Origin of the sequence: Bradyrhizobium zhengyangense (assembly GCF_022012555.1) — a bacterium.
Classification (GTDB): Bacteria; Pseudomonadota; Alphaproteobacteria; order Rhizobiales; family Xanthobacteraceae; genus Bradyrhizobium; species Bradyrhizobium zhengyangense.
In genome coordinates this window covers 672,526-685,618 of the sequence record NZ_JAKLTZ010000002.1, presented here as the reverse complement: position 1 = coordinate 685,618, position 13,093 = coordinate 672,526, and the positions used below count along the sequence as shown (strand labels likewise).

General features: G+C 65.0%; 12 protein-coding genes. 3 read left to right on the top strand and 9 right to left on the bottom strand.

Going from position 1 to position 13,093, the window contains the following annotated elements; genetic code table 11:
• Positions 1-28: 28 nt before the first annotated feature.
• The 4 genes from dut to ubiE all read right to left on the bottom strand — a co-directional run bounded on the left by dut (position 29) and on the right by ubiE (position 4,336).
• Complete coding sequence (gene dut, locus L6639_RS08410; protein ID WP_237860677.1) at positions 29-487, bottom strand: dUTP diphosphatase; 459 nt, start codon at positions 485-487, stop codon at positions 29-31.
• Positions 484-1,932 (bottom strand): bifunctional phosphopantothenoylcysteine decarboxylase/phosphopantothenate--cysteine ligase CoaBC, encoded by a 1,449-nt coding sequence (gene coaBC / locus L6639_RS08405; protein ID WP_237860675.1) that lies wholly within the window; start codon positions 1,930-1,932, stop codon positions 484-486. The genes dut and coaBC overlap by 4 nt, the downstream gene beginning before the upstream one ends.
• A gap of 71 nt (positions 1,933-2,003) precedes the next feature.
• Positions 2,004-3,578, bottom strand: coding sequence for a 2-polyprenylphenol 6-hydroxylase (gene ubiB, locus L6639_RS08400; protein WP_237860673.1), 1,575 nt, complete (start codon positions 3,576-3,578; stop codon positions 2,004-2,006).
• On the bottom strand, positions 3,575-4,336 hold the full coding sequence (gene ubiE / locus L6639_RS08395; protein WP_237860671.1) for a bifunctional demethylmenaquinone methyltransferase/2-methoxy-6-polyprenyl-1,4-benzoquinol methylase UbiE: 762 nt from the start codon (positions 4,334-4,336) through the stop codon (positions 3,575-3,577). The genes ubiB and ubiE overlap by 4 nt, the downstream gene beginning before the upstream one ends.
• A gap of 81 nt (positions 4,337-4,417) precedes the next feature.
• On the opposite strand from ubiE, the gene mutM reads away from it, so the two are divergent.
• Entirely contained in the window at positions 4,418-5,299 is an 882-nt protein-coding gene (mutM, locus tag L6639_RS08390; protein ID WP_237860670.1) for a bifunctional DNA-formamidopyrimidine glycosylase/DNA-(apurinic or apyrimidinic site) lyase, read from the top strand.
• Positions 5,300-5,562: 263 nt separating this feature from the next.
• Here mutM and L6639_RS08385 read toward each other — a convergent pair whose 3' ends face one another.
• A complete protein-coding gene (locus L6639_RS08385; RefSeq protein ID WP_237860667.1) occupies positions 5,563-6,303 on the bottom strand; it encodes a ParA family protein in 741 nt (246 codons plus the stop codon).
• A gap of 244 nt (positions 6,304-6,547) precedes the next feature.
• On the opposite strand from L6639_RS08385, the gene ggt reads away from it, so the two are divergent.
• Positions 6,548-8,227 (top strand): gamma-glutamyltransferase, encoded by a 1,680-nt coding sequence (gene ggt / locus L6639_RS08380; RefSeq protein ID WP_237860665.1) that lies wholly within the window; start codon positions 6,548-6,550, stop codon positions 8,225-8,227.
• 6 nt (positions 8,228-8,233) lie between these two features.
• Here the strand turns inward: ggt and L6639_RS08375 are convergent, their stop codons facing one another.
• Together L6639_RS08375 and L6639_RS08370 are read right to left on the bottom strand one after the other, a co-directional pair.
• Positions 8,234-8,638: a hypothetical protein gene (locus L6639_RS08375; protein WP_237860663.1), complete on the bottom strand. Its 405-nt coding sequence runs from the start codon at positions 8,636-8,638 to the stop codon at positions 8,234-8,236.
• A 109-nt stretch (positions 8,639-8,747) separates the two neighbouring features.
• A complete protein-coding gene (locus tag L6639_RS08370) occupies positions 8,748-10,109 on the bottom strand; it encodes a serine protease (RefSeq protein WP_237860661.1) in 1,362 nt (453 codons plus the stop codon).
• A gap of 89 nt (positions 10,110-10,198) precedes the next feature.
• On the opposite strand from L6639_RS08370, the gene L6639_RS08365 reads away from it, so the two are divergent.
• Complete coding sequence (locus tag L6639_RS08365) at positions 10,199-11,008, top strand: HesA/MoeB/ThiF family protein (protein WP_237860659.1); 810 nt, start codon at positions 10,199-10,201, stop codon at positions 11,006-11,008.
• 3 nt (positions 11,009-11,011) lie between these two features.
• Here the strand turns inward: L6639_RS08365 and L6639_RS08360 are convergent, their stop codons facing one another.
• Positions 11,012-11,848, bottom strand: coding sequence for a hypothetical protein (locus L6639_RS08360; protein WP_237860657.1), 837 nt, complete (start codon positions 11,846-11,848; stop codon positions 11,012-11,014).
• 37 nt (positions 11,849-11,885) lie between these two features.
• Entirely contained in the window at positions 11,886-12,887 is a 1,002-nt protein-coding gene (locus L6639_RS08355; RefSeq protein WP_237860655.1) for a 2-hydroxyacid dehydrogenase, read from the bottom strand.
• Between the last annotated feature and the right edge of the window lie 206 nt (positions 12,888-13,093).

Below are 13,093 nucleotides of genomic sequence, written 5' to 3'. Positions count from 1 at the left end.
GCCGGGGTTCTAATGGGAGAAGCGGGGGTTAGCGGCCAGTCGACCCAAAGCCGCCGGTGCCGCGATCGGTCGAGGACAGCGTCGCGACCGGGTCGAGCACGGCCTGCAGCACCGGCGCGATCACCATCTGCGCGATGCGCTCGCCGCGCTTGATCACGAACGGCGCCTCTCCGTGGTTGATCAGGATCACCTTGATCTCACCGCGATAGTCGGCATCAACAGTGCCGGGCGAGTTCAGCACGGTGACGCCGTGCTTGGCCGCGAGACCCGAGCGCGGCCGCACCTGCGCCTCAAAGCCGGGCGGCAAGGCGATCGCAAGGCCTGTCGGCACCAGCGCATATTGCCCAGATGCGAGCGTGATCGGCTCGCCCTCCGGCACCGCCGCCATCAGATCGAGGCCGGCGGCCTCCGCGGTCTGATAGGCCGGCAGCGGCAGGCCTTCCGCGTGAGGCAGGCGTTGCAGTTCGACCGTGACTTTGCTGCTCAAGAGGCCGGCTCCAAGGACTTGTCGACAGATTTGTCGGCCACGCTCTTCACGATATGCGCGACCAGTTCGATGGCGACCTGTTCCTTGGTCATCACAGGCCAGGAATCAACCGTGATCTCGCCGTTATCAGCAGCATTCTTGCCGATGAGATGCACGGTGTTGCGGTCGCCGCCCATCACGCCTGATGAAGGCGAGACGTCGTTGGCGACGATCCAGTCGCAGCCCTTGCGCGCGAGTTTTGATTTGGCGTTGTCGATCAGATGCTCGGTCTCGGCGGCGAAGCCGATCACCAGCGGCGGGCGCTTGTCGGCGAGTTTTGAGATCGTGGCGAGGATGTCGGGGTTCTCGACGAGCTGCAATGGCGGCATGCCGGCCGATGTCTTCTTCAGCTTCTGCTCGCCCTCATTGGCAACGCGCCAGTCGGCGACGGCGGCGGCGAAGATCGCGATGTCGGCGGGAAGTGCTGATTGCACCTGCTCCAGCATCTGCCGCGCGGATTCCACGTGCTTGACGGTGACGCCCTGAGGATCATCGAGATCCACAGGGCCGCTCACCAAAATCACCTCGGCGCCGGCGGCACGCGCTGCGGCAGCGATGGCAAAGCCCTGCTTGCCCGAGGAGCGATTGGCGATGTAGCGAACCGGATCGATCGGCTCGTGCGTTGGTCCCGCGGTGATCAGCACCCGCTTGCCGGCGAGCGGCCGCGGCACCGGCGGCCGCAGCAGTTTTTCGGCAGCGGTAGCGATCTCGATCGCTTCCGACATGCGGCCGACGCCGGCTTCGCCCGCTTCCGCCATCTCGCCGGAATTGGGGCCGATCAGCAGCACGCCGTCGCGCTGCAGCTGCGCGACGTTGCGGCGGGTCGCCGGGTTGTTCCACATCAGCGGATTCATCGCCGGCGCCAGCAGGATTTTTTGGCTGGTCGCGAGCAGGATCGCGCTGGCGAGATCGTCGGCATGGCCGTTGGCCATCTTCGCCATAAGATCGGCGGTGGCAGGTGCCACCACGATCAGATCGCAGTCGCGGGCGAGGCGGATATGGCCGGCGTCGAATTCGCTCTGGGGATCGAACAGATCATTGTAGACCCGCTCATGGGAGAGGGCGCTGACCGAGAGCGGCGTGACGAATTGCTCGGCGGCCTTGGTCAGCACGCAGCGCACCTCGATGCGCCGCTCCTTCAGCCTGCGGATCAGGTCGAGCGACTTGAAGGCCGCGATCCCGCCACCGATGATCAGGGTGACGCTGGTCTCAGGGACGGCACTGGAGCGTGCGGAAGATGCCTCGGGCGGCGCAGAAAACGGCGTCAGCGGCTCCTCGCGGCCCTCGATCAGCTCCCGCAGGATGACCCGGACCTCTTCCTCGACCGACCTGTGGTTCCTGGCCGAGCGCAGCCGCAAATAGGTTTTGACGGCATCGTCGAGCTTACGGATGGTCAGGCTTGCCATGACGCCCTCCAGCACGGAATGGTAGCGATGCTATCATCCGTTTGATTGCAATGCAATCAAGCTCTTGGCGATCACAGATTCCGGACGGCGATCAGGATGCCGATAAAGGTCACGGCGATGATCCAGACTGCCACGGTGCGCCAGCGGTTCTTGCGGCCCTCGCTGCGCCCCATCGCAGCGATGCTCTCGGGCGACAGCCGGATGCCTTCCCGCGTCAAGGTCTCGAGCTGCTCCAGCACTGCAACCGAGCGCTGGGCGATGTCGGGCAGGCGCATCAGCACCTTGGCGAGGTCGCCGCCGCCGGCGAGCGCGCCCTGCACCCGGCCGATCGGTCCGAGATTGCGCTCGATCCACTCGCGCACCACGGGATCGGCGACCTTCCAGATGTCGAGCTTGGGATCGAAGCCGCGCGCCACGCCCTCGACCACGACCATGGTCTTCTGCAGCAGGATCAGCTCGGGCCGCGTCGTCATGTCGAACAGGCCGGTGACCTCGAGCAGCAGCGTCAGCAGCCGCGCCATTGAGATTTCCTCGGCGGTGCGGTTGTGGATCGGCTCGCCGATGGCGCGGATGGCTTGCGCGAAATTCTCGACCGAGTGATGCGAGGGCACGTAGCCCGCCTCGAAATGCACTTCGGCGACGCGGCGATAGTCGCGGGTGATGAAGCCGAGCAGGATCTCGGCGAGGAACCGCCGCTCCTTCATCCCGAGCCGGCCCATGATGCCGAAATCGACGGCGACGAGGCGGCCGGCGTCATCGAGGAACAGATTGCCCGGATGCATGTCGGCGTGGAAGAAGCCGTCGCGCAGCGCATGGCGCAGAAAACTCTGGATCACCTTGCGGCCGAGATCGGGCAAATCGACCTGCGCCTCCTCCAGGCGCTTGTGATCGTTCAGCGCGATGCCGTCGATCCACTCCATCGTCAATACGTTGTGCGTGGTGCGATCCCAGTCGACGGTGGGCACGCGGAAATCAGGATCGCCTTCCGTGTTCTCCGCCATCTCCGACAGCGCGGCAGCTTCCAGCCGCAGATCCATCTCCATCGCGACCGAACGCGACATGGTGTTGATGACTTCGATCAGGCGCAACCGGCGCGCCTCGGCCGAATAGGCTTCGGCCTTGTGCGCGACGAAAAAGAAATCGGAGAGGTCGCGGCGGAAGCGCGAGGCTACGTTGGGCCTAAGCACCTTGACCGCGACTGACTTGCGGATGCCGTCGCGCATCACCTCGCCGCGATGCACCTGCGCGATCGAGGCGGCCGCCACTGACGGGCCGAACGTGACGAAAATATCCTTCAGCGGCCGTTCCAGCGACGTCGCGATCGCGGCTTCGGCTTCGGCTTGCGAAAACGGCGGCAGGCGATCCTGAAGGCTTTCGAGGTCGCGCGCCATGTTGAAGCCGACGACATCAGGGCGCGTCGCCAGGAATTGGCCGAGCTTGAGATAGGCCGGGCCCATCCGCGTCAGCGCGCGCGAGATTCGCGGGCCGTGCTTGTCGCCGCGGCGTTCGACGAGGCGCGCCAGCTTCAGCGCAAGCTGTCCGGGCGGCGGCACCAGGCTCGGATCGACGGCGCCGAACACGCCCTCGCGCGCAAACACGAACGCGGCGCGGATCAGGCGCGTGATGTGGGTGATGGCAGAGATCACAAACGCCAGCCCGAATGCAGTGCGACGATGCCGCCGGTCAAGGTCTGCCAGCTCACGCGGGAGAAGCCGGCCTCGCGGATCATGTCGGCAAAGGCGTTGGGCTTCGGAAACTTGCGGATTGATTCGACGAGATATTGATAGGATTCCGCGTCGCCGGTGACCATGCGGCCGAGCGGCGGAATCACCTTGAACGAGAACAGGTCATAGAGCTTGTCGAGCCCGGGCACCTCGACCGTCGAGAATTCCAGGCAGAGAAAGCGGCTGCCGGGCTTGAGCACCCGATAGGCCTCGCGCAGCGCCTTGTCGATCTGCGGCACGTTGCGAATGCCGAAAGCGATCGTATATGCGTCAAAGCTGCGGTCGGCGAAGCCAAGCGCTTCGGCATTGCCCTCGACGAAATCGACCTGGCTCTCGAGATGGCGCTTGGCGGCACGCTCGCGGCCCACGGCGAGCATGTCGGAATTGATGTCGCAGACGGTGGCGTGGAAGCCGGGGCCCGCCGCCTTGGCGGCCCGGAACGAGATATCGCCGGTGCCGCCGGCCACGTCGAGCAGCGCGAACGGCCGGTCGCTGCGGGGCGGGTCGAGCGTGTTGATCATGATGTCCTTCCAGACCCGGTGCAGGCCACCGGACATCAAATCGTTCATCAGGTCATAGCGCGACGCCACGCTGCGAAACACATCGTTCACCAGCGTCTGTTTGTCCCCCAGGGGAACGTCTTTGAAGCCAAAATGCGTGGTTTCGCCCGGCCGATCCATTACTCTACTCCACTGGGCGGACCATAGCCCGCCCGCCGCAATGGCGCTATCACACCGCCCTCATAAGGTGAATGCCTGACCATGCCTGAATTGCCCGAAGTCGAGACCGTCCGCCGCGGCCTTCAGCCCGTCATGGAGGGTGCGAAAATCGTCGTTGCGGAGGCCCGCAGGCCCGATTTGCGCTTTCCGTTCCAGCCCGATTTCGTGGCCCGGCTGCAGGGACAGATCGTCACGGGGCTCGGCCGCCGTGCAAAATATCTCATGGCCGATCTCGCCTCCGGCGACGTGCTGTTGATGCATCTGGGCATGTCGGGCTCGTTTCGCGTCATCAAGCCGGACAACGTGGCCGTATCAGGCGAGTTTCACTATCCCAAGGGCAAGGACTCCGCGCACGACCACGTGCTGTTTCGGATGTCCTCCGGCGCGGACATCGTCTTCAACGATCCCAGGCGTTTCGGTTACATGAAAGTGATCGCGCGCAATGCGCTCGAGGACGAGCCGCTGCTGCGTGGCCTCGGCCCCGAGCCGCTCGGCAATGAATTCGACGCGACGATGCTGGCGCGCGCCTGCGAAGGCAAGAAGACGAATCTGAAGGCCGCGCTGCTCGACCAGCGCGTCGTCGCGGGCCTCGGCAATATCTATGTCTGCGAAGCCCTGCACCGCTCGCATTTGTCGCCGCGCCGCATCGCCGGGACGCTCTCGAGCAAGAAGGGTGAGCCCACGGATCATGCCAAGCGCCTGGTCGGCGCCATCCACACCGTGCTGAACGATGCCATCAAGGCCGGCGGCTCGTCATTGCGCGACCATCGCCAGACCTCGGGCGAGCTCGGCTATTTCCAGCATTCCTTCAAGGTCTATGACCGCGAAGGCGAGACATGCACCACGCCGCGCTGCGGCGGCACGATCAAGCGCTTCACCCAGAACGGCCGGTCGACCTTCTGGTGTTCGAAGTGTCAGAAGTGACGCTGCAACCACTCTGAAAGCTGGCGCAGCGGCAATTTGCCTGACAGGTCAGGCGGCTGCGTGCCGCCACCGGCTCGCTTGGGTCGCGACCGGTTCTACTGTGCATGGGGTTGTTTTCGAAAACTCGGCCGGGGACGCGTTCGCCCTCGCCTGAAAACGCGAAGCGAAGCAATCCGGCCGGGCTGGTGGCCGGATTGCTTCGTCGCTTGGGCTCATTCACCGGATGGCGAAGAGCCCGTCTGGGCCTTGAGCGATCGCCCCGCTCAGGACGCCAGAACGGGGGTTTCGTCCGTCGACAGCTCGGTGGCGGCATGCAGCACTCCGTCTGCTGCCGACAGGACCTGATCGATCAGGAGATTGCCGGCGGAGAGCTCGAGACGGGTCTCGATCCAGCGCCAGAGGCCGCGGACCTCCTCGGTCGACTTGCCGTTCGGCGCGAACTCGCTGACGGCGAGGCCCGAGGCGAGCGAGTCCTGGTGGTCGTTGCGCATCACGATCAGCGGGCGGGCGAGCACTTCGGCGAGATCGAGCGCGGCTTCCTCGGCGAGGGTGTTGGCGGCGTTGTCGATGCGCTGGCCGCGGATCGGCGTCTGGTTCAGCACGAAGCTGTAGGGGCGCTTCCAGGCGCGCGCGACGCTGACGGTGGAGACCGTCGCCTCGATGTCGGCGACGCTTGGGCGGGCCGGGATCAGGCAGAGGTCGGAGTGGCGGATCGCGGCGGTGGTCGCGGCGGACAGGCCGGCCGCGGTGTCGACGATCGCGAGCTGGAGACCGCTGTCGGCCAGCATCTTCAGCCGCGGCGCGAAATCGGCGGCGTGATAGATCGGCTCGACGACGACATCGTCGTTGTTGCGGCGGCGCGCCCAGTTGGACAGGGTGCCCTGCGGGTCGGTCTCGATCAGGCGAACGGTGAAGCCGGCCTGCTTGGCAGCCAGCGCCAGGCCGATGGCGAGAGTGCTCTTGCCACTGCCGCCCTTTTGGGTGGCGAGTACGATCGTGTGCATGGAGAGTTGAATCCTTTGGAGTGCTTGGGTCTCGGGATAACGCCACGCGAACGTGCATCGCATTTTCGATGCTGAGCTCTTCTCGCTCAGGACGTGCCCTGCCCGATCCAAAGGGGACCGCGGATGTCCGAATCAACGGTAATGATGATGGCAGAATCAGGAATGCCAGCTAATCCGTACCATTACTGGACCCGTAATCCTGCGTGTGATGTGCTCGCTATCGTGAACAAGAAGGACATCAGGCATGGGCGGAAACTGGCGCGACCGGACGGCAACGATCTTTGAATGTCAGAAGATGCCGGCGGTCTCGAGCCGCGGCATGGTGGTGAGCAACCACCCGCTGGCGTCCAGCGCCGGCGCCGAGATGCTGGCGGCCGGCGGCAACGCTGTCGATGCTGCGATCGCCACACTGTTCACGCTGACCGTTGTCGAGCCGATGATGGTCGGCATCATCGGCGGCGGCATGGCGCATATCCGCCTCGCCGACGGCAGCCATCGCGTCATCGACGGCCAGAGCACCGTGCCCGCTTCGGTGCGCGACGCCACCTACACGTCGAAGCCGGGTTCGGCTCACGACGTGTTCGACACCGTCGGCAACGAGAATTTGAACGGGCCGAAAGCGGTCGCGACGCCGGGCTCACTGAAAGCCTGGTGTGAGACGCTACAAAGATTCGGCACCATGTCGCTTGCCGACGTCATGCAGCCCGCGATCAAGCACGCCGCGCGCGGCTATGCGGTAACGCCCTATTTGCACGAATGCATCAGCGAGAGCGCCGCCACGATGCGCAAGGACAAGCCGATCGCGGCGGTCTTCCTGCCTGGTGGCGAGCCGCTCAAGGTCGGCGCGCGCGTGGTGCAATCAGAATATGCCGAGACCCTGCGCACTATCGCCGATCACGGCGAGAAGGCTCTCTACGAGGGGCCGCTCGGCGACATCCTGGTCGACTACATGGAGAATTCAGGCGGATTCATCCGCCGCAATGATCTGACCAATTACAAAACGGTCGAGCGGCAGCCGATCCGCGCCGACTATCGCGGCTGGACCATTTTCGGCCCGCCGCCGCCCGCGGCCTCCGGCGTGCACATCGCGCAGATGCTGAACATTCTCGAGGGTTACGACATCGGCGGCCTCGGCTTCGGTACGTCAGAGACCATCCACTATCTTGCCGAGGTCCTGAAGATCGCCTTCGCCGATCGCGCCGCGGCCAGCGGCGATCCTGATTATGTCGGCGTGCCCGTGGAGAAGCTGACCTCGAAGGCCTATGCCGAGGAGCGCCGCCGCATGATCGATCCGTCGCGTGCGCAGGCTTTTGGCGCCGGTGTGACGCAACTCGAAAGCGCGCACACCACGCATATGACGGCAGCGGATAGCTTCGGCAATGTGGTCGCGACCACGCAGACCATCAACAATCTGTTCGGCGCCAAGATCATGATCCCGGGTCTGGGCGCGATCGCCAACAATTACATGAACCTGTTCGATCCGCGGCCCGGTCACGCGTTGTCACTGGCGCCAGGCAAGCGCGTGACAACCTCGATGTCACCGATGATGGCTTTGCGTGATGGAAAACTGCGCTATGCGCTGGGCCTGCCCGGTGGAAAACGCATCTTCCCGAGCGCGATGCAGGCGCTCGTCAACCTGATCGATCACGGCATGACCTTGCAGGAAGCCGTCGAGGCACCCCGCGTCTGGACCGAAGGCAATGCGCTCGAGGTCGAGCAGCAGGTGCCGGAGGCTGTGTGCGCAAAACTTACGGCGCTCGGCCACGAGGTCCAGCCTGTTGCGACCGTCGCCGGCGGCATGAACGGCATCGCCTTCCACGACGACGGCACCATGACCGGCGCCGCCTGCTGGCGCGCGGACGGCACGCCGATCGGGATATCGGGCGGGCTTGCGCGAGGCGGGGTGCGGTTCAGGCTCGCCTGACGGTCGCTATTTTTGTGTGCCGCTACCTTCGAGGTCGGCGGCGGCGCGCGCAATCAGATCGGTTGCGCTCGCATTGGTCTGTGTCGAGCGCACCTTGACGTCGATCGTGATCAACTTCCATTCGCCTTCCGACATGGCGTAGTCCAGCTCGTAGCTCAGTCGCGAAGGCGTCGTATCGAAATAACCACGCAGCAACAGCGCGCCGCTATCGGCGATCCGGGGATCTTCCGTCGCCACGATCGGCATGCCGGCGATGGCGTCGATATGATGTCCGGCGAAAGCCTTGAACGCCCGCTTTAACGTGTCAGCGGAGAAACGTTCCCGAAACGGTTCTGCCATTTTCGCGTAGAGGACGTTGTAGTTGCCGGTGAGATTGGCGTCGTTGAGCGTCAGCAGCGCCACCTTCACCATCACCTCCTCCACCTTCGGCGTCGGCAGTGCCGGCGACTGCGCCCGGGCCGGAAAGCTGAGCAGCCCGGTCGAAACTGCAGCGCAGAGGAGGACTGGACGCCACAACATGCTACTTCCGCACGCAGATCACGCGAACGACGGCGGCTTTGGCGTCCGTCGACGTGCCGTTCGCCGTGATGGCGTGCGCCTTCAGGAAGTCGCGCACCGCTTCCGCGGATACCATCACCGCCTGTGACGCTGGCATGGATGTCGCAGGCCCTGCGACCACCGCCGGCTTCAGCAGCGCGATACCCGCGAACTTGCCGTCGCCGTCGATCGCCGGGCCACCGGAGAAGCCGACGGCAGGAGGCGGCGACAACGCGGAATCGCTTGATGTGGCCGGCGCCAGCGCGCCCTTGACGCTCGACACGCCGGCTGCGCCGCCCTGGTTCTGCGGGTCGGCGATGCCGACGACATCGACGCTCGTCTTCGCCGCACCGCCAGCGAGGCTGAGCGGCTTCAGGCCGCGCGCGCCATAGATGTGCAGCAGCGCGAGGTCGTGCTCCTTGTCCTCGGCGAGGCGGTCGGCGTTGCCGTAGCCGCCGATGGTGATGGCAAGGCAGGAATCGGTGACGAGACGATCCGCCAGAATCGCGCCGTCGTCGCTGACGACGATGCCGGTGCCGTATTCGACGGTCTTGCGCGGCGGCGGTCCGGCTTGTGGTCCCGACGGAAACGCACTGAACGCGCTCGACATCGCGATCACGACCGGTTCGACCGTGTTCTCCATGGCCTGGTCATACAGGATCGTCATGATGCGGACTTCGTCGCCCTTGAAGGTGCCGCGCACGTAAAACTTCTTCAGGCCCTGGAGCCCTGAAAGCACGAAGAAATCGGGCTTCACCACGGTATAGTCGACCTTGCGCCCCGCAGGCTCCTTCTTCTCGGTTTCAGCGAGTTTTGCTGTGGTCGGGTTCGCCTCCTTGCGGCGGCTCAGCAGCACCTGCACGGTTCCGGTCGGCGAAGTCCATTTGGAGCCGTTGGCGTCGGTCGCCTGCTGCGGCACCAGCTTTGCGGGAATGCCAAGCCGCGCGCCGCTGGTCATTTCCGTCACGATTTTCCAGCCGACGCTGTCCTGCTTGCGCCGTGCGGTCTCGGCGAGCGCGGCGCGTTCCTGCGGATTGAGCACGCCGGTCGGCTTGCCGCCTTTGGCCTTCTGGTATTCCTTGATGGCATCGACCATGCGCGAGCTGACGTCACCGGTGATAGCGCCGTTATATTCGCCGACCCAGGCGAGATCGGACTGGAGCGACAGCCGCTCGGCTTGCGCCATTGCGTCGGCCGTTTCCGACGGGGTTTGCAGCGCGGGCGGCTTGATCGGAACAGTCTGGACCACTTTCGGCTTGGCGCCGGGCAGCGGTGGCGTCGTCATCTGGGCGCTGGCGCCTGTGGCGGACGCCAACATCAGTGTTGCCGCAAGCATCGATCTCATGACAAATCCAGCCAGCCCATTGAACGCGCTGCCATTGAAGCACATCTCGTTGGTCGCGAACAATGTTGCGCTGGTTCAGGAGTCAAAGCTTGCTCAGCCCGGACGAACTCGAACGCTATGCCCGCCATATCGTGCTGCGCGACGTCGGCGGACCGGGCCAGGCTGCGCTGAAGCGAGCCTCGGTGCTGGTGATCGGCGCCGGCGGACTGGGCGCGCCCGCTCTGATGTATCTGGCGGCCGCCGGCGTCGGCACGCTCGGCGTGGTCGATGACGACGTGGTGTCGCTGTCGAACCTGCAGCGCCAGGTGATCCACACCACGCCCGATATCGGCCGGCACAAGGTCGAGAGCGCGGCCGAGCGGATCGCAGCACTCAATCCGCATGTCTCCTTCGTCGGCCATGCCACCTGGCTCAATGCCGACAACGCGCTCGCACTGATCAGCGATTACGATCTCGTGCTCGATGGTTCCGACAATTTCTCAACGCGCTATCTGGCGTCGGATGCCTGCTTCTTCGCGAAGCGGCCGCTGATCACTGCGGCGCTCGGCACCTTCGACGGCTCGCTCACCACCATCCGCGCGCATGAGACCAACGAGCAGGGCGAATTCAATCCGACCTATCGCTGCCTGTTTCCGGAAGCGCCGCCGCCGGGTACCGTGCCGGCCTGCGCGGAGGCCGGCGTCATGGGCGCGCTCGCGGGCGTGATGGGCTCGATGATGGCGCTGGAGGCGATCCGCGAGATCGTCGGGTTCGGCGAGGGCCTGGTCGGCCGCCTCCTGATGATCGATGCGCGTGCGATGCGCTTCGAAACGCTGCGCTATGGGCGCGATCCCGCCAATCCGCTCAATGGCGATGGGCCTGTGATGTCAGATCTCAGCGCCCACCGCGTCGGAGGGTGACGCTCAGAGCACGCACCTCTCCGTCGGTGCGGACCGGCTCCCGGAACAATCGGCGAGCGGCCCCAGTCCCCTTCCCTGGACCAGGGCGAACGCTGCGAACACCAACAAACTCGTGGCGATGAAGAGCCACGACTTTGCGATGGGGGCGCCACCGGAATGGTCTGTGTTGATGCGTGCCGCCGCGACTAGCAGGCCGATGGGCGCCACGCCCAGTGTCAGAAGACCTTCCAGGGCGCTGCGGGCGGGCAGGGGCGCCCACATCCATCCGGCCAGCACGGCTGAGATCGTCGCCGCAACATAGGCCAGAAAGATCGCACGCGCGCTCGGCGCCGCTGGATCACGAAGAAGCAAGGAGATCCAGCGCATGATTGCCACGTAGGAGAGTACGCCAACAGTGGCGAGCAACGGACGCCAGACCAAGGGCCAGTGCCAGCGCATTGCGATGAAGTGCCAATCATCCCGATCAAGAGCAGGATGAGCGATGAGCTGGGCCGCTACCCACAGCAAGCTGATTGCGCCGAACATGAACAGCGTCATCCTCAGCGCGGAGTTGCGGACGCCGCGTATCGGCAGCGCGAGGACCAGCCCGCCAAGCACCAAGCCGGATATGGCGCCGCCTGCATCGGTCAGCGACGTCGCTCCGTGACAGCGGAACCAGATGGATGTCAGCAACTGGATGTCACCGCCTGCGGCAATGCAGCCCAGGCCGTGCCCAACCGTTTCATGACAGATCGCCGCAAGAGTTGCCGCCAGAAGCCCGGCGGCCAACACGGTGAGGACATGGTCTCGCTGCGGCGAAGGGGTCACGCGCGATGACAGCTCCGTGTCCCCTGCGCCCATGCGGCAACCCTTCTTCAACGGGAGGACCGCGGCGCCCTCAGAGCATGCTCGGCAGCACGCGATCCGGCGGCTTGTGGGCGTCGAGGAAGGTGCGGATGTTGATGATGACCTTCTCGCCCATCTCGACGCGGCCCTCGATCGTTGCCGAGCCCATATGCGGCATCAAGATCACCTTGCCGGCCTTCGCAAGCCGCACCAGCTTCGGATTGACCGCCGGCTCGTGCTCGTAGACGTCGAGGCCGGCGCCGCCGATCTCGCCGCCTTCGATCAACTTGATCAGCGTGTCCTCGTCAGTCACTTCGCCACGCGCGGTGTTGACGATGTAGGCGTCTTTCCGGATCAGCTTCAGCCGCCGCGCGGACAGCAGATGGTAGGTCGCCGGCGTATGCGGACAGTTCACCGAGATGATGTCCATCCGCGCCAGCATCTGGTCGAGGCTTTCCCAATAGGTCGCGCCAAGCTCTTCGGCGATCTTCGGGGCGACGGGACGGCGGTTATGATAGTGGATCTGCAGACCGAAGGCGCGGGCACGGCGCGCGACCGCCTGGCCGATGCGGCCCATGCCGATGATGCCGAGGCGCTTGCCGCCGATGCGGTGGCCCAGCATCCAGGTCGGCGACCAGCCGGCCCAGGGTTTTCCTTCCGTCAGCACCGAGGCGCCTTCGATCATCCGGCGCGGCACGGCCAGGATCAGCGCCATGGTCATGTCGGCGGTGTCTTCGGTGAGGACTTTCGGCGTGTTGGTGACGGTGATGCCGCGGGCATGTGCGGCCTCGACATCGATATTGTCGACGCCGTTGCCGAAATTGGCGATCAGCTTCAGCTTGCAGTCGGGCTGATTGACGATGTCGGCGCTGATGTGGTCGGTGACCGTCGGAACCAGGATGTCGGCGGTGCGTGCGGCTTCGGCGAGCTGTTCGGCCGACATCGGCGTGTCGTCGAGATTGATGCGTGCGTCGAACAGCTCGCGCATCCGGGTCTCGATCGAGTCCGGCAGCTTGCGCGTCACGACGACGAGGGGCTTTTTCTTCACCGACATGTCCTGCCCTCATGAGGCGTTGCAGGCGGCCTTTGTCGCCAAGGGCCGGCTGTTGAGGCCTCATTAACCCGGTTGTTCGACACTGCCTTTGCCGTGTCGTCCCCGGCGTTTCCTTCAAGCTATCGCCCCGCTTTCCGACCGGAAAATCGGGGCAAACTGGTTGTTCAGATGTCCGTCCTCTCTAGCAGAAGGCCGGGCCAAGACAA